Raw genomic sequence first — 23,969 nt, 5'->3', positions numbered from 1 at the left:
TGAGTCATTTAATATGAAAAAATTGTAATGGATTTCTATAGAAAATCCTTTGAACGGACCAACGCAGCACTAGCTCAAAGGTATGAATACTTCAAAAAACATTAGGGGGAAACTAGTTTGGATTAAGTTTGCGAGAAATTGGAGTATATCTAACGATGATGATGATTGGTATTAATATTTAAGAGGAAAATTTATGAAATAACGAATATATAATTTAATTTTAAAGGAGTAATCAAAATGAAGAAAAACAAGAAAATCATTATTATAAACAGCCTATTAATAGGAACTATCATTCTAAATCTTTTTATTTTCACTTCGCGTATGCGCATCTTCCCTTGGTTTATTGAAGATGCATGGGGATATTTAGGAGTATTGCTTACAACACCAATCTTAATAGGTATTTATTTCATATTTAGACATTATCACAAGCTACAACTAGTCTCAAAGATCACTAAAATAATCCCCTTATTTGTTGCTGTATCATCATTGATTATTGTAATCATGCCGACAACTGATTTTTTAAATATTGTTTCCCTTGTAATAAACGTTGCTATGGTATTTTTAGTAGCATTCACACTAGATTTAGAAAAAGTTTAAGATTAAAACAATCATCTAAATTAAAGCCCAACAAAAAACTCATGCAATTTGAACTGCGCCCCAATTGTTAGATGTGTCTAACAGTTGGGGCGCAGTTCAATTCATTACTTTTCGCATGAGTTTTTTTGTTTATTTTACGGACTGGATAATGTTTAGCTCAAGTATTCGAATTTCCTTATTTAGCTTAGCAATGGCTGCTTCTATTTGTTCAAAGCGTTCCAAATGACTTTTACTGACATTATGTGTGGGTAACGCTTCTTTTAGCGCTGCCTGCCCTGCATATAGAATTTCAAGTAAATCCAACTTTTCAAAATAAGCTGTGCTATATTGTATCTCCATTCTATCAAAGCCCCTTACTGTTACTTTTTCACTACTAATAACACGATGCCTTTATTAGCACTATAACCGAAAAAAGCAAGCACAAAACTACATCTTAGTCATCATTTATTATCCAATAAAATGCATATCAATAATGAAAGTATATTTTCATAGGTTAAAAGATTTATTATTAATAAAGTGACACTTTTACCAGCAGGGTTTTCCTCATTCTCCACTTTTTTTAATTGAACGAATCAGGCTTTTACGGGACTTCTTCGCTTTAGCCGAATTTCGAGGTAGAAGAAGTGATTACTTATACATTGTTTAAAATGGAATAGACAAATGTATCGTGTGCCAGCCCGTTTTGATACATATAATCTCTAAGAATTCCTTCCTTTTGAAAGCCTATTTTAGTTAGCAGCTTATTCGAGGCTTCATTTTCAATAAATACAACAGCACCTATACGAGACAACCCCATATTTTGAAAGCCATACGACACAATTTTGGTAACCGCTTCTTGTGTATATCCTTTTCGCCAATAATCAGGATGAATTTCATAACCGATTTCTGCTCGTCTATGTATAGGCGACCATGCATGAAAACCAATTGTCCCGATTATACCCTTTTCTCCTTTTCTTTCAATGCCCCATCGTATTCCCCTTTTTGCAGCAAAGTTATTTGAAAATAAGTCCACTAAATCTTCTGCTTGTTGTAATTCTATAAATGGTTCTTGTCCGTAATAGCGGGTAACTTCTTCATTAGAAAAGCAATTGAAAAGGCTTTGCGCATCATCCTGCGTCAGCTCTCTTAAAATAAGTCTTTCGGTCTCTAAAATTGGAAACACAAACTTCTCCCCCTTTAATTACATTTATTCTCCACACTTGCGTTAAAATCCTTTAATACAAAAAAGCACACCCAATAAAACGTGTGCTCACTTTGTTTATATGTTTTATCCAAAAATTTGTGCAGCTATAGCAAATAGTGTATCATTTCTAGTCGGCATTTTTTCAGCATGCAGAATCATCACTGGAGGTTTATTTGCTTCTGTAAAACCACTTTGCTCTAACCTTTTAATAAATTCAGCATGACCGGATGGTACATCAATTCTTAATTTTCCATTATGATCCTTCGCTAAAGTATTAATGATGAAACAAGCTGTTAGAGAATCAGGCGCAATAATAGGGCCTAAAATTAAATTGAGTGGTCCTAAAATGGACAATCCAAAGCCTATAATTTTCCCATGAGAATCTTTCATAACGATACTTTGCTTCGATTGTTTTATTCTATTCTGTAGAAAATTACTTCTTTTAACGCCAAAGGCTGCTGCATCTAAGCTGACAATATCGGCAAAATTTTGCTCATTAAAATCTTCAATCGTATACTCGTTAGAAGCTAGGTTTTTGTCATTGAAATAGTTGTTATTCAGATATTTATGTACATAATCAACAGTGGCAAAACCCATTTTCTTATATAACGGTTCACCCTCTTCCGTTGCGACGAGCATAATTGCCGTTTGTGCTGAAACACTTTCTATACATTTTTGAGTAGCTAATTTCCCAAGACCAAGCCCTCTGTAATTTTCATGCACAATAACCATGCCTATAGAAGCTACATTTGAATCATAAGTGATAATGGCCGCACTTGAAACAATTTCCCCCTTATCATTTTTATGCCCAAATATTTCACCAGACTTCATCACTGTTCTAATTTCAAATTCATCGTAATCCCACCCAACAGAGTCAGATAGGGCAATTAATCCTGGAATATCATTTTCTTCGAATACTACTAACTGTAATTGATTAAATGTAGTCATTTTTCCCTCTCCCATTCCAGAACGTTTGTTTCTATTTTATATGTATACCCTTTTATGCACAAGTTTAAATTTTTTAAAATTTTAGATTCATCATTGAATGACATTTTTAAACGTTGTAATTTGAAAAAGCCAGGAAGCTTTATTCTGTGCGAAAGCGTAGTGACAGCAACGACCAAGCGTCCAGCCGATACGGAAATCAACCACGTGTTATAGTAACGAACCTAAATATTGAAAATATTTCTATATATGCCTTTTAAAAAGAACAAAAATATATATAATAGAAGCTAGACTATGCACTCCTACTTTTAACATATATAGGTGATTGAAAATGACATCTTATGAACGAATACTTATAATGGTCCCGCCGTTTCCCTAGCTACGTCTACTCTTTTCTAAAGAAGTAGATTTTGCTTGTAGGAGGGCAATAAGTTGAAAAAACATGTAGCACCATCTTTATTATTAATGATTGTTCTTGTAGCTTTTCCACAGATTAGCGAGACAATCTATACACCATCTCTACCTGATATTTCTGATGCATTAAATGCTTCAAATCGCTCTGTACAGTTAACTTTAAGTATTTATTTTATAGGGTTTGCTATCGGTGTCTTTTGTTGGGGATGGCTTTCTGATTTTATTGGACGAAGACCGGCTATGCTAGGCGGTTTAATTTTCTATGGTATTGGAAGTTTCATGTGTTTTTACGGAGAAACGATCACATTTCTATTAGTAAGTAGATTTATTCAAGCTTTTGGGGCAGCGACAGGCTCCATTATTACGCAAACTATTTTGCGAGAAAGTGTATCCGGCAGTAAAAGACATGCGATGTTTGCGCAAATTTCTGCAGTCATTGCGTTTACTCCTGCAGTAGGGCCGCTGATTGGTGGTTGGGTCGATCAAGCACTTGGTTTTAGAGCTGTTTTCTTTGTACTCGTTGCGATGAGTATTTTGTTGTTTATCTATGCTTATTTCAGACTCCCTGAAACAACAGATAAATCAACGAGAAAAAGAACGGCTATTTTCCCAGTTGTAAAAAGAATGATTTCATCTCCACGGGTTCTTGTCTTTGGGTTGCTAATTGGTGGGATAAACGGCGTGTTATTCAGTTACTATGCTGAAGCTCCTTTTATCTTTATTGACCATTTCAATTTATCCCCTGGACTTTATGGATTTCTTGGTATAATTGTGGCTCTTGCCTCTATTATCGGTGCCATGATTTCTAAACGACTAGTCAACAAATATCAGCCAGCAAAAGTTATTCATCTCGGTTGTTTGGTCATGACTGTCGGGGCTTTATTACTACTAATCATAAGTACATTACCATTGCCTACTATCGTCTTACTAATAGGCATGTTAGTGACCATTTTTATTACATTATTAGGTTCAGGAATTGCTCTACCTAATTGCTTAAGCCTTGCGCTTGTCAACTTTCAGGACGTTATCGGGACAGCTGGCGCTATTTTCAGCTTAGGCTATTACTTACTTGTAAGCTGCATAACTTCAGGTATGAGTTTCCTGCATACTGGTTCTTTGATAATTATGCCACTATATTTCTTCATCCTAACGATGATTCTGTTCATATTCGGAAGAAAATTTATTGATTAAACTATTGTAGCGGGAATATAAAAATCAATTGCGCTTCCTTAACTGGCCACCCTATATATCTATTAGGGTGGCCTTTTATTTACTGAAAGTAATAATTGACTACTTCTTCAGCCGAATGAAAAATAATATTGCTTTGCGTTTTATAAATAAACTTTGGTGAAGTACAAGCTTTTTCAAGACTTTTTGCGTACTTTAATGTATCGGTCATTTGTTCGATAATCTCAGAATAGCCATCAAGATTATTAGAGATCTTTGGCATCATTGTATCGGAAATGTCTAAAACAATGGAAACTTGATCCTCCGCATAACTATTCAAATTAATAAAAAAACACTCTTCCAAATCTTTCGAATGCTTGTCAACATTAATAACTGCTTCATTATAATTTGCAATTAGTCCAGTAGATGTCACTGTAATGGTAAAGCCTTGTTCAGTTAATTTTTTATTAACGGCATCTAAAAATGTATTGATTTCCGCATCCATTTTAGGTGTTACAGTTGTCTGTATTAAATTATCACAGTTTTGATGTATAGTATCAATTTCTGCCTGCTTATCAACAAGTAATTTAAAGTTTGATATCGAGTACACACTAAATCTCCCCTTTATTATAAGGTTGACATTAGCGCGTTTTTTTAGTCATCTTTCAACCATATATTTTTAGAACCATGAACTGATTCAGGAGAGTTTACTAATGCCCTTAAAGTTTTTAATAATGGCGATGTATTCAAGAAGGCTCTTTTTTATTTGACACCCCCATATTAAAGAAGTTAAATCAGTGTTTTTACCATGGTAAAATAGCTACTGCCAGGAGGATAATCTTTTACTTCTCCTACTACTTGATACCCCCTCGTTTCATAAAACGTACGTGCTTGAAAATCATAGGTAGTTAACAATGCCTTCGTAGCCCCCATTTGCTTGGCTGTTTCTTCAGCTTTCGCTAGTAGCTGTCCCCCGATACCTTTTCCACGGAATTCTTGACTGAACCAAAACTTTTTGATTTCTACCCAACCCCAATAAACCTCAGCAGTGATACCGCCAATCCATTGCTGTTGAAGATCCGTTACGATTATATTTAACGGACGAACAGAACCTTTTTTTCTACTTTCTTTATGATACGGTGAATGTTCATCGTTGTACTCTCTAATCTTTGTATTTAAAAACTTAGTAAAGTCATCGTGTTTTTCCAATAATATCTCTACTTGATAATCCATATGTTTCCCCTTTCCATATGTATCTCTATGCTTTATAACGCTCCATTAGCTTTTCCTGATGAGCTGTGAAAATTTCTTCGAGTGAAATATCATATTTATTAGCAATCACTATAATATTCCCTAAAACATCTCCAAGCTCCTCTACTAATTCTTGCTTATTTTCTTCATAGGATTGAATCTTTTCATCTGGTCGATCCCTACCAATTTCCAACGCTCGTATAGCTCTTGCTACTTCGCCAGTTTCTTCAGCTAGAAAGCCGATACGCGTAAAAACACTTAAATCAGACCAACCACGTGCATCATAGTAATCTTTCACGAATTTTTGAAACTCATTTAATTCCATTTCTATTTCCTCCATTTCCTTCCTCTTAAAATTAAATTATACTATAAAAGTGAAAAGTGAATCGGTGAGGTTTTTTAATCCCCCACTTATTGTTTTCTAACCGTTATTACGGAAAAAACTTATCAAATATGGAGGAACCATTATGAATAGTATTGCAGTATTTTGCGGATCAAGCATCGGTGCTTCAGAGGCATATAAAGAAGGCGCTATTCTTCTAGGAAAAGAATTAGCAAAACGTAAGATTACGTTAATATATGGTGGAGCAAGTGTCGGTGTGATGGGAACAGTAGCAGACACGGTTCTGCGTGAAGGTGGCAAAGTCATTGGGGTTATACCGACGTTATTAGAGGAGCGTGAAATTTCTCATAAGAATTTAACAGAGCTAATTGTTGTCAATTCTATGCATGAACGCAAAAGCAAAATGATGGAACTAGCTGACGGCTTTATAGCTTTACCTGGAGGACCTGGTACGTTAGAAGAATTATTCGAAGTATTCACTTGGAATCAAATCGGCCTTCTGCAAAAGCCTTGTGGTATTTTAAATATCAATCATTACTATGATTTACTCATTGGCTTATTTGACCATATGCAAAACGAACAATTTTTACAAGCTCAATCTAGGAATGCACTACTTGTCGATGAAGACGTTGCGGCACTACTAGATAAATGTGCAGCGTATGTTCCTCCTGCAGTCAAAACATATCAAACAAATAAATGAGGTAAAATTGTCATTTGAAGAATTAGAAGTATTAGATGGCTATTGGACAAATATGAATAGCTATATTAAAGAAATAACAAAGGTAAATTTAGGTGGATGAATATGAAAGAATATAGCATTGCTAATACAACCAAAGAAGAACGAGCTGAAAGGTTAGCGCGAGCGGAAGCAATTAACAGCTTAGGAGCTAAACCAGTAGCGCCTGAAGATCAGGAATTATTTCAAAGACATATTGACGGTGAACTGGAAATTGAAGAAGTAACACAAATGTTGATTGATAAATACAAAGAATCCAAAAGCTCTAAATGATTTCTCATAAAAAAGTTTGACCAGTTCTACCCTGTAATATTAAAGACAAGTAAATGTACATGATAGTTTATTACATCATATCTTGTTTAAAATGTTGCACATATAATAAAAATGTACATTACTAAAGTCAATTTTAGTGGTGTACGATGTATTTGTAGATTTGTAATAAAGTTTGATTAAATTGCCCCATATTAACCTTGATATGAGAACAAAAATTAAAGAGCATTTTTGAAAAAAGATTGATCAAAACATGCTCTTATTTAATGTGATAGATTAAATTCTTTAAAAAAAGTTCGATTATTTTTGAAATCCGTGTTGCATTAAAGCACCCGTTACTTGAATAAGAAAAACAATATTTATTACTTCTATTCGTTAATATTAAGTATCTTGTAATAAGCAAAAATGATGGTGGAGATACCAATCCCAAAAAGGATACTTCCAGCAGCTAAGAAATTATTTGTATAACCTTCAATTACAATTAGGTATTGCGAAGTATCCATCTCACCTTGTGTAACTATCCGATATTCAGCAAGTGATAATCCAATATCAACACTGAAAAATAGCAATATAAAACCAATTGCAGTTATTACAGAACCTAAAGAAACTAAACCTTTTAATTTATTTTTCGTCATTACTCTCCCTCTAATCTATTCTTTCACTAAACTACGCTGTTAGTTGAATAATCAGTTGTTTTATCCAGTGTAACATTTTTACAAATATTGGTGTGTATGTGTACTTTTCTTTTACTCCTGCTCAGAGCAGCGTCAAAATCACCTCTAAAAATAACTAACGAGGTAATTTCAATCAAACTGCGATCAATCTTTATTACAAAGTTAATAGGCACATAACTGTACAATCTTAAACCATTCCCACTATATAATGGTGCGTAGTAAGAATATTCGTTTTTTTGTAAATACTTCCTTAACCGCTTCATATCAATAGTATTGCTAGTAAAAGAATGTAATAGTAAAACGGCCTTCTCACCACCTTTAAAGAAAAAAGGTTTAGGGGCTACTTATTTTCATCATGAATTTAAATATCTCACTAACCTAGTATTTATCCCAACGTTAGCTTTATCCAATCCGATTTCCTATATTCTCCGTCTATTCGTGCTTTCGGAACAATTGGTTTTATTTTGCCATGTGGATTATTATTCTTTTCAAGTCCTTTGCAAAACCTTTAAAAAATCCTGAATTTCTATTAAATGATCAATGATGTAATCTGCTTCAACATTTTGCCATGCGTCATTTCTTTTCCAAATAGCCCTCATTCCTACTTTTTTAGCGGCCTCTACATCATTAATAGGATGATCCCCTACGTACAGACTTTCATTAGCAGATACCCCAAGTTTAGATAATGCTCGATTAAAAATTTCTGCATTCGGCTTTTTGATGCCCTCCCATTCAGAGATAAGAATCACGTCTAAATCTTTTTCTATTCCTAACGCTCGTATATTATCTAGTTGAAATTGTCCATATCCATTCGTGATCATACCGAGTTTTAAGCCCTGTTTTTTCAAATTGTGCAACATACTATGCAAATGTTCAAATGGAACACAATGATTTTTAAACTCCTGTAAGTAATCCTCTAACATCTCTTCCGGAGACAACATTATAGAATACTCTTCGATTAATTGCTGATAGACTTTATCTTTCCACACATATCCATGATTATCGAGCTCAATAAAGCGATGAATAATATTCTCTTTTAAAATATGTGATAGATTTGGTTTTAATCGCTCGTATTGCTGATCTATAAATGAGCGAACAGAACTATCCCGATTTAACAATGTCCCATCTAAATCAAAAATCACAGCTTTAATCATTAGTATCCATCTCCTTTATTTAATTCCTCGACTACGTTTTTTCACTGCCACTACGGCTATTAACACCATGACTAACTTCATCACCAAAATCAATGCGTACATGCTAAAAGATATGATTGCTGGCAAAAGAACTAACCACCAAGACCATGCAATAACATCCGAAAGTTTTAATACTACAAAGACAATTGTTAATACTTCAGCAATTCCCAAGTTCGCACCACCTATCAAATTGGAATATAAAATAATAGATATCTAAATTCCGCCATTCAATTGTTATACAACCATTTAAGCACTTATATGGAACATTTTAAACTTTTAAAAACACGATGAAACCATTTATTTGTAAATTCGTCTAAATATCGGAAATTACGATTTCCAAATTAAAAAAGGGAGATATAATCATGAAAAAACCAATTAAAAAATCTTGGATGATTGCTTCAGCACTAACAATAGGTATGGCCGTTCTAACGCCACTACAAGCAGGAGCTACTTCAGTAAAACCACCAAATGGTGTTACTGTTCAAATTGAACAACAAATTACAGGAACGATTACAGGCTTTGACATTGGCGGTTCCGGGGTTTACTTAAAAGGTAGAGACGGTAAAAACTACTATATCAGTTTCTATAAATTTTCTAAAGAACAACGAGAAAAAATGAACTTAGTAGAAGGACAGGAAATTACAGTTGAAGGCGGTGTAGTAGAGAGTCATACAGACTTTTACAATTTCGAAGTGTATAAAAAGGAGAACTTGCCTAAAGATGTACCAAATGAAGAGCTAACAAAATTAGAGAAAATGTTTTATGAAGTGCAGAAGTTGGAAAAACAATTGAAGGCTGAAATGACACAAGAAGAGTTTGACAAGAAATATGAAGAAATCACAAAAATTTATGAAGCTATGTATAAAATCGAAAGGCCATATACTATAGCTATTTGGCAGCCTCAACCATTTGAAGAGTTTCTAGAAGATTACGGATTTAGTAAAAAAAATATAATTATTGCAGAAAATGATAAAAAAGAGCTCAAAGCTATTTATGAAGAGTGGGTAAAGCTTGAAAAAGATGTTCAAATAGATGAGGCTAATGAAAAAATAGAAAAATTCCACAAAACCCTCAAACCCTATTATGACCAACTTTATCCACTTCCAACATTTGAAGAATACATTGAAGGCATTAATTATGATATCTCTGCTGAAGATTTAGCGAAACTAAAAACTATTTATGAAGATTACCGAAAAGCAAAAGGAGATGACAATTCCAAATTAATGAGAAAACTTTGGGGGGAATTCGATAACATCCTTGATGAATATAGAATTCCTCCCACGTTTGAAAAATACATGGCTGTCTATCAATTCAAAGTTAATAAAGCGGATAGAAAGCAATTAAAACAACTTTATGAAGAAATCTTAAAGCTTGATAAAAACGAAGAACAAGCGAAAATTAAAGAGAAATGGGAAGCATTTAATACTATTTTAGAGCCATATATTAAAGCAAATAAAGATGTTCTAATCTCAGCTTCTAAACTAACAATTAACGGCCATGAATACCTACCACAATAAATAAAAGAATCGGGGTGTCCTTGTTGGCATCCCCCTTTTTGTTGATTCCACAATAAAAGAATTTCCATAAAACCTACTTTCATAAATATGATAGATTTAAACCCCTTCTCCTTCGATGCATCCATAGGCTGTTGGAGAAAATTATTAACACAATCATTATTTTATGAAATGTTTGAAACTTTTTCAAAAATTGACGAACCTTTTCATTTGGTAATTCGTCTAAATATTGGAAACATCGTGTTCCAGAGTAAAAAAAAGGGAGATATGATTATGAAAAAACCAATTAAAAAATCTTGGATGATCGCTTCAGCACTAACAATAGGAATGGCTGTTCTAACGCCACTACAAGCAGGAGCTACTTCAGTAGAACCAACAAATGGTGTTACTGTTCAAATCGAACAACAAATTACAGGAACAATTAAAAGCATTGGCGAATCCGGGGTTGACTTAAAAGGTAGAGACGGTAAAAACTACTATATCAGTTTCTATAAATTTTCTGAAGAACAACTAGGTCAAATGAAATTAGTAGAAGGACAGGAAATCACAGTTGAAGGCGGTGTAGTAGAGAGTTATACAGACTTCTACACTTTCGAGATTTATAAAAAGTCATTGCCTAAAGAAGTAACAAATGAAGAACTAACAAAATTAGAAAAAATGTTTAATGACGTGAAGAAGTTGCAAAAAGAAATTTCAGATGACATGACAGAAGAAGAGTTTGACAAGAAATTTGAGGAAATCGGAAAAGTTTATGAAGAGATGTATAAAATTACAAAGCCATATATATTAGCTAATTGGCAGCCTCAAACGTTTGAAGAATATTTGGAGGAATTTGGATTCGGTGAAAAAAATATAATTATTGCAGAAAATGATAAAAAACAGCTCAAAGCTATATATGAAGAGTGGGTAAAGCTTGCAAAAGATGGTCAAGAAGATGAGGCTAATGAAAAAATGGAGAAATTCCATAAAATCCTCAATCCATATTTCGACCAACTTCATCCAGATCCAACATTTGAAGAATATATGGAATACTTCAACTTAGTAGATATCCCTGCTGAAACTTTAGCAAAACTAAAAACTATTTATGAGGATATCCGAAAAGCAGCTAAAGATGACAATTATGACTTACAAGATAAACTTTACGGGGAATTCTATGACATTATTGATCAGTTCATAAAGCCTCAATCATTTGAAGAATACATGGCTGACTATGAATTCAAAGTTAGTGAAGCGGATAGCAAACAATTAAAACAGCTTTATGAAGAAATCTTAAAGCTAGATAAAAAAGCAGAAGAAGCAAAAATTGAAGAAAAATGGGAAGCATTTTACACTATTTTAGACCCGTATTTTGAAGCATCTAAAGAAATCCTAATCTCTGCTTCTAAACTAATTATTAACGGCCAAGAATACCTACCACAATAAATAAAAGAATCGGGGTGTCTCAACAATCATTAAAATGATTGTTGGGATTCCCCTTTTTGTTGGTTCTACAATAATTTAGGCCCCCTTCCTGCCTACCTTCCATAAATATGTAAATATACCCCCCTTCTTTTTTGTTTTATCGATACCGCATATCCAGTTATTTCCTTCCCAATCAATGTCATTCAAGGCAGGTGATAAAAATTATCAACACATTCATTATTTATATGGATTGTTTGAAACTTTTCAACTTATTTCAAAAAAACAACGAACTTTTCCACTTGGAAATTCGTCCAAATATTGGAAACAACGAGTTCCAAAGTAAAAAAAAGGGAGATATGATCATGAATAAACCGATAAAAAAATCTTGGATGATTGCTTCAGCACTAACAATAGGTATGGCTGTTCTAACGCCTCTACAAGCAGGAGCTACTTCCGTAGAACCAACAACCAATGGTGTAACTGTTCAAATCGAACAACAAATTACGGGAAAGATTAAAGAGATCAGTGAAGACGGGGTATATCTAAAAGGTAGGGACGGTAAAAACTACTATATCAACTTATATAAATTTTCTGAAGAACAACGAGAAAAAATGAACTTAGTAGAAGTACAGGAAGTCACAGTTGAAGGCAACGTAGTAGAGGGTTATTCAGACTTCTACACATTCGACGTTTATAAAAAAGAATTGCCTAAAGGGGTAACAAATGAGGATTTAACAAAATTAGAAAAAATGTTTAAGGAAGCAAAAAAGCTGGAAAAAGAAGCTGCAAAAGCGGATGAAAATAAAGCGATTGAAGAGGCAGAAAAAAAATATGAAGAATTGCATAAAATTTATGTAAACATGGGTAAAATCGTTAAGCCGTATTATTTAGCTAATTGGCAACCTGAACCATTTGAACAGTATATAGAAGATTACGGCTTTAGTGAAAAAAATATAGTTATAGAGGAAAATGATAAAAAACATCTTAAAGTTATTTATGAAGAATGGGTAAAGCTTGAAAAAGATAATCAAGAGGAAAAAGCTAACGAAAAAATGAAAGAATTTCAAAAAAAGCTTCAACCGTATTTTGATAAACTTTATCCAACTCCAACATTTGAAGCGTATATCAAAAAATTTGAGTTAGATATCCCTGCTGAAGATCTTGCAAAACTAAAAAATATTTATGACAATGCTCAAAAAGCAGAAAAAGATGACAATGGAGATTTGTCTGTAAAACTATGGGAGGAATTCTATTACATCATTGATAAATTCATAAAGCCTCCAACATTTGATGATTACATGGCTGACTATGATTTCAAAGTTAGCAAAGCGGATAGCAAGCAATTAAAACAGCTTTATGAAGAAATCTTAAAGCTAGATTTAAAAGAAGAGAAAGTAAAAATTGAAGAAAAATGGGAAGCATTCCATACTATTTTAGAGCCATATTTTAAGGCAAATAAAGAAATTCTAATCTCTGCTTCTAAACTAATAATTAACGGCCAAGAATACCTACCACAATAAGTAAAAGAAACGGGTGTTTCAACAATCATTAACATGATTGTTGGGATTCCCCTTTTGGTTGATTCTACAATAATTTAGCCCCCTTTCCAGGAATACGATAAATATAAACCCTCTTCTCTTTTGGTGTAGAAAAAAACACTAACTTCGATTTTTATTAGTTCAATTGCATCGCCATTTATCTCCTCTTCTACTTCGATGTCATCCATATGCTGATGGTAAAATTGATTAACACCTGCATTTCCAACAATAATTCCCTTGTACTCATTGGTACTGCTCAAGCTTTATTGTTATACCTTATTTAAACATTCAACATGGAATCTTGGAAAATTGTATCTTTCCCAAAAAATAACGAACCTTTTTATTTGGTAATCCGTCTAAATATTGGAAACAATGTGTTACAGAGTAAAAAAAAGGAGACATGGTCATGAAAAAACCGATTAAAAAATCTTGGATGATTGCTTCAGCATTAACAATAGGAATGGCCGTTCTGACGCCACTTCAAGCAGGAGCTACTTCAGTGGAACCAACAAATGGTGTCACTGTTCAAATCGAACAACAAATTACAGGAACGATTACAAGCATTAACGGAGTTGGGGTTGAGCTAAAGGGTATAGATGGTAAAATCTACTACATCAGTTTCTTTAAATTTACTGACGAGCAACTAAAACAAATGAACTTAGTAGCAGGACAGGAAATCACAGTTGAAGGCGGAGTAGTCGAGAATTTTGCAGACTTCTACACTTTCGAAGTTTATAAAAAAGACTTACCTAAAAATGTACCAAATGAAGAGTTAACAAAATTAGAAAAAATGTTTAGTGAAGGGAAGAAGCTAGAAAAAGAAGCTTCAAATGCAATAACAAATAAAAAGATGGACGAAGCTGAAAAGAAATTTGAAGAAATGAATAAAATTTATGAAGAAATGCATAAAATCACGAAGCCATATTATTTAGCTAGTTGGCAGCCCCAACCTTTTGAAGAGTTTCTAGAAGACTACGGATTTAGTGAAAACAATATAGTTATTGCAGAAAATGATAAAAATGACCTTAAAGCTATTTATGAAGAATGGATAAAGCTTGAAAAAGATGGCCAAGAGGAAAAGGCTAAGGAAAAAATGAAAGGATTTAATAAAATACTCCAACCATATCTGGAAGAGCTTTATCCAACTCCAACATTTGAAGAATATATCGGACGCTTAGACTTATTAGAAATCCCTACTGAAACTTTAGCAAAACTTAAAAATTTTTATGAAGATTACCGAAAAGCAGAAAAAGAAGAAAATTATGATTTATTTGATGAAATCTGGGTTGAATTCCACGACATCCTTGGTCCATTCATAATACCTCAAACGTTTGAAGAATATATGTCTAGCTTTGAATTCAAAGTTAATAAAGCGGATAGCAAACAATTAAAACAACTTTATGAGGAAATCTTAAAGCTAGATAGAAAAGAAGATTTAGCAAAGATTGAAGAAAAATGGGAAGCATTTTACACTATTTTAGAGCCATATTTTGAAGCAAATAAAGCTATACTACTCTCTGCTTCTAAATTAACAATTAACGGCCAAGATTTCCTTTCACAATAAGTAAAAGAATCGAGGCGTCTCAACAATCATTTAGAGATGATCATTGGGAGTCCCCTTTTTAGACCAAAAGTTTGCTTCGCCACCAAGTACAGACTATTTAAATATTTCAATATATTTGTTATCCTTTCAATGATTAAAATAAATTCCATATAATAAGGGGTGATAGATTGACGTTTGATCTATTCAAAACAATTGCTCGTTAGGGGACGAATGCCGAAGTCAGTGATTATAGGAGAACACATACTAGTGGAAGATGGAGCAGTCCGTCTTACAGTGGTTGACACAAAAGCATAAAATCAATCGTGGTCCGGATCAAAGGATGAAATAAGTCTTTGTGAAGCAGGAACTAGAAGTAATCGTTTTGAAGAGCAAGACGGTGAATTCGAACATTCCCTATAAAAGCCTGATACTGCTATTGTAGAAAAAGAAAACGGAACCCTTCCTTCAATGTTGAAATAACATTTTGGAGGAAGAGCAATTGAGTAGAAAAAATGAGAATACAGCATTTCAATGTGAAAATTGTAGTACGATGGTTGAACCATTAAGCAACGGCAGCTTCAGAAATCATTGTCCAAATTGTTTATTTTCAAAACATATGGATAATGTTCCTGGTGACAGAGCGAGTACTTGTAAAGGTTTGATGAGACCAATTGGAGTCGATTATACTGGAAAAAAAGGCTTTCAACTTATTCATCAATGTACAAAATGTCAAAAAAAGAGTCGAAATAAAGTTGCTGTTGATTCCATTCAAGAGGATCAAATTATTTACTTTATGCAATCGATCATTTAGTTAAGTATTTATAAAAGACACATTGGAAATAAACTTCAATGTGTCTTTTTTGTATTCATTTTACTTCTATAGCAAAAATATAAGAAGAACTACCCTTATCCCAGCTACCGAAAACACTATAAATATAAGTCCCCTTTTCTTTCGGCACAGTGAAAACATTACCATGTACTTTTACTACCTCTATTTCATCGTTGCCTACCCATTTATCAACTTCTATTCCCTCAATAGGTGCTTTCTTAAAATTAATATTAATTTCACTTTGCGGTGAAACAGGAAACGGAACAATTTTATTATTAGCAATAATTTCAGGTGGTGGAATTTTATCAACACATCTATTATTTATAAAGCCTTGCCAACAATAGGAACCTTGTACTATTGATACTTCCTTACCTTCTGACAAAACAACAGGCTTGGGTGGTCCAGCAATTATTAGCATCATCATCCATACAAATGCGATAATAAATAAAAGACTAAATATTGTTTTCTGTAGTCTTCCCATTTAAAAGTTCCCTCCAAACATTAATTTTTATTCTTTGATTTAGATTCAATTCAATTTTGTCGCGTTTTTTATAATGTATAACAAAAAAATGAATGTAGTGAATAATTAGCAATCCTATATGACACATTACATATAGGAGGTGGAAGAATAATGACTAGAATTATTGGTGTAGAACAATCATTAACAAACGTTGAAGACGCTTTAAAAGCAAAAGGTTATGAAGTTATTCAGCTTCGTACTGAAGAGGATGCAAAAAAATGTGATGCTTGTGTAATCACTGGGCAAGATAGAGATATCATGGGCATTAGCGATCCTGTCATGGCAGGACCTGTTATTGACGCTGACGGTCTCTCTGCTGACGAAGTACTTCAACGTGTCGACAAATATTTCCACTAATAAATAACTAGGTGCTGTCGCTATAGCTTTGTTGACTATAGCGCAGCACCTTTTAATATTTATGTCGATTATAGAATGGACATTCATAATTTCACCCATTCGAATCATATCAATTATGCCTCCGCGTATGCATCCGGAATTGGCTTTGTGAATTGAAACCTATTATCTTCCCAGAAGTAAATCTTACAAATTCCATATGTAAACGGCATTAACAAGTATTACTTTTGTAGACTTGGCGAAAAGACGTTTTTGAGAGCACCAATTATTCCCGGCACTAGAAAAACAATGCCAAAAAAGATAGTAAGTAAATTGAAATTGTTTGTTTCATAAAAAGTAAACCACTCTTTGAAAATTGAAGATTCAGTAATTCGTGCAAATAGCGTTCCACTAATATCTCGATAATTAGGAATCCATCCTGTTGCTTCTAAGGTCATAAAGATTATTTGTGACAATACAAATACACCAATAGCAGATACCCAAGGTTTTTTCAAAAATGGAGTATGATGTTGTTTATTAGCCAAGTAATTTCCCTCCCTCTATTTAATTCTATTTATACATATACGTAAAATCAAGGGTTAAATACCAACATTAAACAATCCCCTTAACACCATTTGCCTTTTTTGTTGTGTGAAACCAAACCCTTGTAATAAATCACCAACAATGACTTAGATATATATAACATATTTACAATTAATCTGTTAGCCTTTCATCATTCCACTTATGATTTTAGCAAGAAAATTTAATGAAACGCTTGCTAACTCTCATTTCACTTATTCTTGTTGAATCACAATACTTCCCCCTACTAACCAATCCTTTTCGGAGAATTCCTTTCTGATTCCGTGACATCCGCCGGAAGAAGTTAAATGGTGAAAAAATCGCTACTATTAGAAATTTAGATAGTACAAATACAAATTTAACGAATCGCATCCACATTGAAGCTATCAATGATGACATCGCCTCTTTAATAGCTATCATGTATCAAACATTTGTATATGAAAAATGAAACAGTTATTTTTCGTGCGACTAAATGACACAATTAATTCTCCACGAATTTGGAAATTAATCCTGCCCTTATAACAGCGCACATAAAATTTATTGCATCCTTTCAAAGAAAAAAAGTCACACCTTTTGAGAAGATGTGACTACATACATTTGATTAATCAAATTCTAAAACGTTTTTTTCTATTACCACTTTGTAAACATCTATTGTACTAATTAAAATCGTTTTATAATGTTCTGTTTCAGTAAATGAATACCAAGGCTTCTCATTGAACCCATTAGAAATTTCTTCAGTAAATGTTTCTTGTTCAATATTATTCTTGATTTTATACTCATCTTCATGACCTTCGTTATAGCAAAACTTCACTTTATATTCATACTCCATAAGTCAACACCTCCCATCTATCTATATAATGGATTGGAATGACAAGAAATATGAGCATAATAAAAACTACATCTATTTATGCATGACAAATTATATTACTTGGCCTCTGCTTTGTTAAATTGTTATTACTGCACAGTATGGTACTCCATATTTATAGAACCTTAAATGTTGATTAAGATAGGATTAAGGGCTCAATATAAAAACACTTTAAAAAAGTAAATAATTAAACTGACAGCAACAACGGTATTGAATACCAAAGCAATCTTATAATGAAACTTAATTTTAAATAAAGACACCAGTATATGATGTAGAAATAAATACATTGTTAATACAACAAAGTGCATGATAGAAAACACGATACTCATTATGATTAAAGAAGAGCGGCTCAAATCTCCTGGAAAACTATCCGCAGCAGTAAAACGTATACTGCCCACAAAAAGTACAGTTATCCATTGCATATAGTAGGTTAAGATAGACACAATTAAAAAATAAACTACATAAGATAAATATTGAAGAAATGACTTAATATCCATTCACACTCCTTAACTAAATGAGAGTATTACACTCTGATTTCTAAGTATGATTAAATACAATAACGATAAAACTATTAGATTTGTTGCATATTTCTCCAAAAATGAAACGATAACCCGTTATATATAATAAAAAAGCACCGATAATTCAAGGCGCTTTCGTTTTTTGATTCTTTCGAGCTTGATGACTTTTTTCAGTTGGGCATTCTCTCTATTTTTAAAATCAATTGTGCACACATAATTCTTTAAAATTACACCCTTTGCAGTGCCATTTTTCAGTGGTTTGCTCAAATTCCTCAAAGTCCACGGGTTCATTGGAGAATATATCCGCCTGATATTTTTTCATTTCCAGCACACTTCGCTGAAACGTATGTAAAATATTGTCCATATCAAATACTGAAAAGGCGTATTTTTTCCGTTTGCCAGTCAATAAATATTCATTATAGACATCAATCTGGTCAAGCGATACTCGATATTTCTGCTGAATATAGTATGCATAGAGCGCTAATTGTTGGCGATCATCATCGGACTCTACACCTGTTTTCCAGTCGATAATAATCCACTTGTCTGTCATCTCATCAAAATAATGAAAATCCATTACTACAAAAACTTGTACACCCTCGATTTTCATGGAACGAAATTGTTCAGGCTCACCGATTCGTAGCGAGCCTTTTTGTGCGGTAATTTGCTGGAACGTTTCACTGTTAAGAAAGTTGTCAAACACAGCCGTCATACGTTCCTTATAGTCCTGTACCAGTTCAGAATTTAACTGCCCTTCGTAATAAATTTCCTGCATCATATAAAATTTATTAGGCTTATGTCTCCATAAATCTACATGACGTGTAGAATCGATAAAAGCGGCATTAAGCTGGCCACGCGCACGATTTACAAGTTCAGCAACAGTCGGCGCCTTGCCGGTTTGTAAGTAATCATTGATCGATTGTTCTATTAAATGATGGACGATTTGCCCAAATAAAATCGGCATCGATTGAAGCTTTTTTAAGCGATAGACATGTTGATGATATGGCTCCACATTGTAACTGAGCCAGCCATTATGAGAAAAATAATATTCATAGCCATACTTCCGCGCACAGCTTGTTAACGTTTTATGACGTGACAGTGACCACGAAAAAGATGGATAAGGTGTGATTTCAAACATGGTTATCGCCTCCTTATATTTGTTTTATAAAATCATAGACGAGCTGTACGATTAGCACAATGGTTACAATCCGCAGCAATAGCTTTACTTGATTTGCCTTAACCTTTCTGGCAAGGAAAATGCCTATTTGTGCACCGATTACAGAACCAATCATTAATACGATTGTCAACGGCCAATCAATTTTACCTGTGGCAATATACGTAATCGAAGCTCCTGAGCACATCGCAAAAACACCTACACGCGACAAACCTACTGCTTTCATATAAGAGATTTTCTGATGTGCATATGTATAAAGTGCAAGCGTACTGCTACCAGGGCCGAACATCCCATCATAAAAACCAACCCCCAAAAGGATTGGACCGTTTTTACGATTCATTGTAAAGCTTTCTTTTTCTCCAAATTCAGCCCCACCTAAAAAGGACATAACAAGGGCAAAGCCTAATAAAATGATGGCGATAAACGTTAATGTGTGACTGCTCATAAATGATGCAAACAGGCCTCCAAGTGTACCACCTATTAAGGAAACAAGTAATACAGAACGCATTTCTGACCATAGTATTTCTTTTCTTTTATAAATTGTGTAAAAGCTTGAAAAGGCACTGACCATATTAGAAACCTTATTCGCACCGATTGCTGAATGGACTGGTACCCCTACTAACATCATCGTCGGTAATGTTATTAACCCGCCACCTCCAACTAATGTGCCAATGATGTTGCCAATGATTCCAATTAGTAAAAACAACAAGTATTCCATCTAACCCTTCTTTCTATGTCACACATGATAGTATTCTTATGATACAGTATAACAGACTGCAATTTTTTAATTGAACTATGAGGTGAACAAATGCTAGAACAACAAAAAACACCTACACCACGCTTTTGTAAATCGCTAACGCTTATTGTTGCGACTATTTTTTTAGCTGGCATTACGGCAACATTAATCCAATACAATAAGCTTCCCGCTTCTATACCGGTTTTGCAAAGCTTTAAGAGTGAACATGCGCAATTTGGCCCGAAAATCACCATTTTTTATTTACCTTTCATTGCCTTAATGCTATTTTTGCTTTTACAATACTTAGAGATGAAAGCAGCTTATCCTACTTTACGTAAAAATAAGTCTACCTTATCTCATATCCAGCGACAAAATGGAATCATTACCTTTTGTCTCATCAAAAATAGTATACTCTTATACTTTACATATTCACTATTCAATGATTTAACAGTTGCATTAGGCCATGATCGCATTTTACAGCAATGGCATGCTTATGTATTTCTATTTGTACTAAGTACAATATTTATAATGGGGATTGTGCGTGGGATTTTATTGAATAAAAAGAAATAGAGCATACGATACGCTGTACTAATGTATGATAAATAACAGAAAATGGAGAATGAAAATATCTGTTTATCAACAAGGTACATCGTTTTGCCCCTTTAGATATTTTTTTCTAAAGGGGTTTTTTTGCTCTTTCATTATGAAAGACACGCATCAAAAAGTGTACGTCTTTTTTTCGGTTGTTCATTTTTTTAAAGGATTAAAATGCAGTTTGTCGAATAAAATGGAGAACAACTTTAAAGAATAGATGGAATTTATGAGGGGGAAGCTTTGTGACAAAAATTGCAATTATTTCAGATATCCACGGGAATAAAACGGCATTAGAAGCTGTTTTAAAAGACATTCGATTAAGAAAGATTGAAAGAATTTTTTGTCTTGGTGATTTAATCGGCAAAGGTCCCCGAGGATCCGAATGTATAAATCTCATACGAAACAACTGCGAACACGTAGTTCGAGGTAACTGGGACGTATTTATTCAATCCCCTACTGATAATGATTTTATTCAGTGGTACAAAGATAGATTAACAGAAGAAGATTATCAGTATCTTTGTTCATTACCATTTAACATTGATCTTGAATTAAACGGACAATTAATAAGGTTTTTCCATGCATCTCCAAGAAGTGAATTTGAACGTATCTCGGTTAGTCATCCGATTGAAAAGCGTTTATCTATGTTTGAAAACAGTGAAGTAATACAATCAAACAATACCAATACAATTCCTGATATTGTATTCTACGGCGATATACATACAACTTTTTTACATACATTTAAAAAGGGTATTCTATGTAACGTTGGGAGTGTTGGCAATTCGCTTGACTTAACTACAGCTTCATATGCGATCCTAGATGGAACTCATTCAAACAATGCCATTCAATTTATTAGAGTAGATTATGACAGGCAAGCTGAGCTTATGATTGCAGAAAAATTGGGGTTGCCCCAATTTGATAAATATTATGATGAAATTATGTTTGCAAATTATCGAAATGCTTAGAAGCATTTTTTAATCGGGCGCATTGATTATACTTTATTTCAAATCTACAGAAAAAAAGCTACTTGATGTCAAATAGCATCAAGTAGCTAATATTTTTTACAGATCCGTTTTCATTTGTTCAAAGGTATGTATTAACACATATTTTTGTACGCCGCGCGCAAATCCAATGCTTTCTTTCTGATACTGATCAAACGCGGCTTCATTCTTCACCTTGTGCGCATAAACCGCTTCAATTGCTGGCTGCATCCACGGCTTTGTAAGCTGATCGCTTCGCATGTCTGTTGTTCGTCCTTCAAGTGCAGCGATATAACATTTTGCATAGCTAGTTAATGGCTCTTTATTTATTTTATTAGCCGCATTCTTTGCTTCCTCTAAATTCTCTTCCATTATTGCCTTAATAAATTTCCAGTTATACTTCATTGCTGGCTGTTTATGCTTTACAATTGCTGTATCTAATGAGTGAAACTGGTCTTCCTTTGTACCATAAGCAACTGCATATAGGTAGGCAAAAAAAGGATGCTTCTTGCGATCTTTTACTAACTTATCTACCAATTTCATATTATTAGTCCAGAATACAATATGTATATGTCTATAAATCATTGCAATCGCGATAAGGATAACGATGCCAAGTGAAATGGATTGGCTAACTCCAGCTAGTGATAGTAATAGTGCCAACATAAATATGACCAAATAAAATATGGCTAGTTTTGTAATTTTCATAATTCCACCTATTGTAATTTCCTTCGCATTTTTCGAGAAAAAATAAAGCCTGCTCCAAGGAAGAATATAAGCGCCATAAATTTCATGAGAGGAATAATAAATAACTTGCTAATTACGAGAACAACAAGAATATAATAAACCACCATTGCCAGTAATAATAATGTTAGTTTATTCACTGTTCTCCCTACTTTCATTTAGTGCTACTTCAATGGCCGTTAACGCTTTCGGTCCCATCCCGTGTAATTTTTTTAACGTCGATAAATCAACCTTTTCCAATTGCTCTAATCTTGTATATCCTGCCGCATTTAATGCACGTATAGCAGGCTTCGCTACACCCTTTGGCCATTCCGTCATTTATGCTCGTCCCTTCCTTTTTCTTCTATTCAGTATCTCTGTTCCTATAATACCTATTAAGAGTATAGCTAGTGAGGCGACATGGTAATCAACGAAAAAAGTCGTAAATGCTATATTATAATAGCGGCATATGGCAGTGATAATACGCCCTCCCATTAATATTAAACCGATAATCAAGCATCCTTTTACTATTTGCTCGATGAATTGCATTTCAATCACCTCTCCGCTTTATTATGCAAGGGAAAATGATGAAATGCAAATGAGCTAGGTCCTTAGAGCATATTAAAAATTGCCATGAAGGCGGCCAACAGATTGCCAATGCCATGTATGCTCCAGCTTGTTATAATGGAGCCATTGGATTTTCGTTCATTGATCCACCCCATTAAATAACCTGCGAACCCGGTTGCTAAAACAACTAACACTACGACATCAAAAGGAATATAAGAGTAAAACATCCATCCATGTAAAATACCAAATAATAAACTTTGCATAATATTTCCGATTTGAAAACCAGATTTATGCATGAATCTTTTCAGTAAAAAGCCTCGGAAAAACAACTCCTCTGACAAACCTGTTTGTACAATAGCATGGAAAAGTGCTGATATAAGTGCTGAAAAACCAACCCCTGTAAAACGATTTGACGCTAAGATTGAACTGTCTAGGTAGAAATAGCTAATCGTAAAAAGTGGTCCGAATAATAAAACAAAAATGACTAAAAACCATAAAAAATAAGTACCTTTGTTTTCAATAACAGGCTTTCGAAGGCCAAGCCATGCTAAAAATGATTGTTTCTTTTTTGCAGAGAAAAACCACCAAATGAACGGTATAACTGAAAATAAAATGACCTGAAAAACTGCATCTATTATGCTTTGCAAAACCATAATCTTTCCCCCTGTTCATAATGTTTTACATGAAGAATGACAAGCGATGGTGAAAGGATCCTCTCGGATGGAGAAAGCCGCCATTATTCTATAGCTGTCCTTCTTCAATGTTAAGCATATTAAATAGCAGAGTTAAAA

29 protein-coding genes are annotated in these 23,969 nt (G+C 33.7%); 12 read left to right on the top strand and 17 right to left on the bottom strand.

The genetic code is table 11. The annotated features are described in order from the left end of the window. Positions 1-237: 237 nt before the first annotated feature. Positions 238-597: a hypothetical protein gene (locus ABE34_RS13415; RefSeq protein WP_197143059.1), complete on the top strand. Its 360-nt coding sequence runs from the start codon at positions 238-240 to the stop codon at positions 595-597. Positions 598-726: 129 nt separating this feature from the next. Here ABE34_RS13415 and ABE34_RS13410 read toward each other — a convergent pair whose 3' ends face one another. The 3 genes from ABE34_RS13410 to ABE34_RS13400 form a co-directional block, all read right to left on the bottom strand. Continuing rightward, positions 727-936, bottom strand: coding sequence for a hypothetical protein (locus tag ABE34_RS13410; protein ID WP_197143058.1), 210 nt, complete (start codon positions 934-936; stop codon positions 727-729). Between the two features lie 292 nt (positions 937-1,228). Next, positions 1,229-1,759, bottom strand: coding sequence for a GNAT family N-acetyltransferase (locus tag ABE34_RS13405; RefSeq protein WP_197143057.1), 531 nt, complete (start codon positions 1,757-1,759; stop codon positions 1,229-1,231). Between the two features lie 105 nt (positions 1,760-1,864). Continuing rightward, the gene (locus ABE34_RS13400) at positions 1,865-2,728 is read right to left on the bottom strand and encodes a GNAT family N-acetyltransferase (protein WP_197143056.1); all 864 of its coding nucleotides are present in this window, start codon (positions 2,726-2,728) and stop codon (positions 1,865-1,867) included. 429 nt (positions 2,729-3,157) lie between these two features. Between ABE34_RS13400 and ABE34_RS13395 the strand changes: the two genes are divergently transcribed. Further along, a complete protein-coding gene (locus tag ABE34_RS13395; RefSeq protein WP_197143055.1) occupies positions 3,158-4,330 on the top strand; it encodes a multidrug effflux MFS transporter in 1,173 nt (390 codons plus the stop codon). A 79-nt stretch (positions 4,331-4,409) separates the two neighbouring features. On the opposite strand, the gene ABE34_RS13390 is transcribed toward ABE34_RS13395, so the two are convergent. The 3 genes from ABE34_RS13390 to ABE34_RS13380 all read right to left on the bottom strand — a co-directional run bounded on the left by ABE34_RS13390 (position 4,410) and on the right by ABE34_RS13380 (position 5,882). Next, on the bottom strand, positions 4,410-4,916 hold the full coding sequence (locus ABE34_RS13390) for a hypothetical protein (protein WP_197143054.1): 507 nt from the start codon (positions 4,914-4,916) through the stop codon (positions 4,410-4,412). Between the two features lie 179 nt (positions 4,917-5,095). After that, positions 5,096-5,539: a GNAT family N-acetyltransferase gene (locus ABE34_RS13385; RefSeq protein WP_197143053.1), complete on the bottom strand. Its 444-nt coding sequence runs from the start codon at positions 5,537-5,539 to the stop codon at positions 5,096-5,098. A gap of 25 nt (positions 5,540-5,564) precedes the next feature. Continuing rightward, positions 5,565-5,882, bottom strand: a complete 318-nt coding sequence (locus ABE34_RS13380) for a MazG nucleotide pyrophosphohydrolase domain-containing protein (protein WP_197143113.1) — start codon at positions 5,880-5,882, stop codon at positions 5,565-5,567. Positions 5,883-6,024: 142 nt separating this feature from the next. Here ABE34_RS13380 and ABE34_RS13375 point away from each other — a divergent pair, with 142 nt between their 5' ends. Together ABE34_RS13375 and ABE34_RS13370 are read left to right on the top strand one after the other, a co-directional pair. Beyond that, positions 6,025-6,600 carry a TIGR00730 family Rossman fold protein gene (locus ABE34_RS13375; protein ID WP_197143052.1) on the top strand — a complete coding sequence of 192 codons (576 nt, stop codon included), beginning with the start codon at positions 6,025-6,027 and terminating at the stop codon, positions 6,598-6,600. A 102-nt stretch (positions 6,601-6,702) separates the two neighbouring features. After that, on the top strand, positions 6,703-6,909 hold the full coding sequence (locus tag ABE34_RS13370; protein ID WP_197143051.1) for a hypothetical protein: 207 nt from the start codon (positions 6,703-6,705) through the stop codon (positions 6,907-6,909). Between the two features lie 365 nt (positions 6,910-7,274). On the opposite strand, the gene ABE34_RS13365 is transcribed toward ABE34_RS13370, so the two are convergent. The 3 genes from ABE34_RS13365 to ABE34_RS13355 form a co-directional block, all read right to left on the bottom strand. After that, a complete protein-coding gene (locus ABE34_RS13365) occupies positions 7,275-7,541 on the bottom strand; it encodes a hypothetical protein (protein WP_197143050.1) in 267 nt (88 codons plus the stop codon). A gap of 527 nt (positions 7,542-8,068) precedes the next feature. Continuing rightward, positions 8,069-8,734 carry an HAD family hydrolase gene (locus ABE34_RS13360; RefSeq protein WP_197143049.1) on the bottom strand — a complete coding sequence of 222 codons (666 nt, stop codon included), beginning with the start codon at positions 8,732-8,734 and terminating at the stop codon, positions 8,069-8,071. A 15-nt stretch (positions 8,735-8,749) separates the two neighbouring features. After that, complete coding sequence (locus ABE34_RS13355; RefSeq protein WP_197143048.1) at positions 8,750-8,944, bottom strand: transmembrane Fragile-X-F protein; 195 nt, start codon at positions 8,942-8,944, stop codon at positions 8,750-8,752. A gap of 191 nt (positions 8,945-9,135) precedes the next feature. On the opposite strand from ABE34_RS13355, the gene ABE34_RS13350 reads away from it, so the two are divergent. The 5 genes from ABE34_RS13350 to ABE34_RS13330 all read left to right on the top strand — a co-directional run bounded on the left by ABE34_RS13350 (position 9,136) and on the right by ABE34_RS13330 (position 15,580). Next, positions 9,136-10,290, top strand: a complete 1,155-nt coding sequence (locus ABE34_RS13350) for a hypothetical protein (RefSeq protein ID WP_197143047.1) — start codon at positions 9,136-9,138, stop codon at positions 10,288-10,290. Between the two features lie 270 nt (positions 10,291-10,560). Next, positions 10,561-11,709 (top strand): hypothetical protein, encoded by a 1,149-nt coding sequence (locus tag ABE34_RS13345; protein WP_197143046.1) that lies wholly within the window; start codon positions 10,561-10,563, stop codon positions 11,707-11,709. Positions 11,710-12,050: 341 nt separating this feature from the next. Then, positions 12,051-13,208 carry a hypothetical protein gene (locus ABE34_RS13340; RefSeq protein WP_197143045.1) on the top strand — a complete coding sequence of 386 codons (1,158 nt, stop codon included), beginning with the start codon at positions 12,051-12,053 and terminating at the stop codon, positions 13,206-13,208. Positions 13,209-13,632: 424 nt separating this feature from the next. After that, positions 13,633-14,790, top strand: a complete 1,158-nt coding sequence (locus tag ABE34_RS13335; protein WP_197143044.1) for a hypothetical protein — start codon at positions 13,633-13,635, stop codon at positions 14,788-14,790. Positions 14,791-15,268: 478 nt separating this feature from the next. After that, complete coding sequence (locus ABE34_RS13330; RefSeq protein WP_241747104.1) at positions 15,269-15,580, top strand: RNHCP domain-containing protein; 312 nt, start codon at positions 15,269-15,271, stop codon at positions 15,578-15,580. Between the two features lie 55 nt (positions 15,581-15,635). Here ABE34_RS13330 and ABE34_RS13325 read toward each other — a convergent pair whose 3' ends face one another. Beyond that, on the bottom strand, positions 15,636-16,079 hold the full coding sequence (locus ABE34_RS13325) for a hypothetical protein (RefSeq protein ID WP_197143043.1): 444 nt from the start codon (positions 16,077-16,079) through the stop codon (positions 15,636-15,638). Positions 16,080-16,229: 150 nt separating this feature from the next. On the opposite strand from ABE34_RS13325, the gene ABE34_RS13320 reads away from it, so the two are divergent. Continuing rightward, positions 16,230-16,475, top strand: a complete 246-nt coding sequence (locus ABE34_RS13320) for a YkuS family protein (RefSeq protein ID WP_197143042.1) — start codon at positions 16,230-16,232, stop codon at positions 16,473-16,475. A 218-nt stretch (positions 16,476-16,693) separates the two neighbouring features. Here ABE34_RS13320 and ABE34_RS13315 read toward each other — a convergent pair whose 3' ends face one another. The 4 genes from ABE34_RS13315 to ABE34_RS13300 form a co-directional block, all read right to left on the bottom strand. After that, the gene (locus ABE34_RS13315; protein WP_197143041.1) at positions 16,694-16,996 is read right to left on the bottom strand and encodes a YfzA family protein; all 303 of its coding nucleotides are present in this window, start codon (positions 16,994-16,996) and stop codon (positions 16,694-16,696) included. 635 nt (positions 16,997-17,631) lie between these two features. Beyond that, positions 17,632-17,859: a hypothetical protein gene (locus ABE34_RS13310; protein WP_197143040.1), complete on the bottom strand. Its 228-nt coding sequence runs from the start codon at positions 17,857-17,859 to the stop codon at positions 17,632-17,634. Between the two features lie 753 nt (positions 17,860-18,612). Further along, the gene (locus tag ABE34_RS13305; RefSeq protein WP_197143039.1) at positions 18,613-19,548 is read right to left on the bottom strand and encodes a PD-(D/E)XK nuclease family protein; all 936 of its coding nucleotides are present in this window, start codon (positions 19,546-19,548) and stop codon (positions 18,613-18,615) included. A 13-nt stretch (positions 19,549-19,561) separates the two neighbouring features. Then, positions 19,562-20,302, bottom strand: coding sequence for a sulfite exporter TauE/SafE family protein (locus ABE34_RS13300; RefSeq protein WP_197143038.1), 741 nt, complete (start codon positions 20,300-20,302; stop codon positions 19,562-19,564). Between the two features lie 90 nt (positions 20,303-20,392). Here ABE34_RS13300 and ABE34_RS13295 point away from each other — a divergent pair, with 90 nt between their 5' ends. Next, complete coding sequence (locus ABE34_RS13295) at positions 20,393-20,890, top strand: DUF1648 domain-containing protein (RefSeq protein WP_197143037.1); 498 nt, start codon at positions 20,393-20,395, stop codon at positions 20,888-20,890. Between the two features lie 266 nt (positions 20,891-21,156). Continuing rightward, a complete protein-coding gene (locus ABE34_RS13290; RefSeq protein WP_197143036.1) occupies positions 21,157-21,876 on the top strand; it encodes a metallophosphoesterase family protein in 720 nt (239 codons plus the stop codon). Between the two features lie 96 nt (positions 21,877-21,972). On the opposite strand, the gene ABE34_RS13285 is transcribed toward ABE34_RS13290, so the two are convergent. The 3 genes from ABE34_RS13285 to ABE34_RS13275 all read right to left on the bottom strand — a co-directional run bounded on the left by ABE34_RS13285 (position 21,973) and on the right by ABE34_RS13275 (position 23,831). Continuing rightward, the gene (locus tag ABE34_RS13285) at positions 21,973-22,596 is read right to left on the bottom strand and encodes a hypothetical protein (protein WP_197143035.1); all 624 of its coding nucleotides are present in this window, start codon (positions 22,594-22,596) and stop codon (positions 21,973-21,975) included. Positions 22,597-22,764: 168 nt separating this feature from the next. Beyond that, entirely contained in the window at positions 22,765-22,950 is a 186-nt protein-coding gene (locus tag ABE34_RS13280) for a hypothetical protein (protein ID WP_197143034.1), read from the bottom strand. A gap of 272 nt (positions 22,951-23,222) precedes the next feature. Next, positions 23,223-23,831 carry a CPBP family intramembrane glutamic endopeptidase gene (locus ABE34_RS13275; protein WP_197143033.1) on the bottom strand — a complete coding sequence of 203 codons (609 nt, stop codon included), beginning with the start codon at positions 23,829-23,831 and terminating at the stop codon, positions 23,223-23,225. Positions 23,832-23,969: the final 138 nt, after the last annotated feature.

Origin of the sequence: Lysinibacillus sphaericus (assembly GCF_015844675.1) — a bacterium.
Lineage (GTDB): Bacteria > Bacillota > Bacilli > Bacillales_A > Planococcaceae > Lysinibacillus > Lysinibacillus sphaericus_E.
Note: the sequence above shows the minus strand (reverse complement) of the source record. Positions and strands in the feature narration are given on the sequence as shown.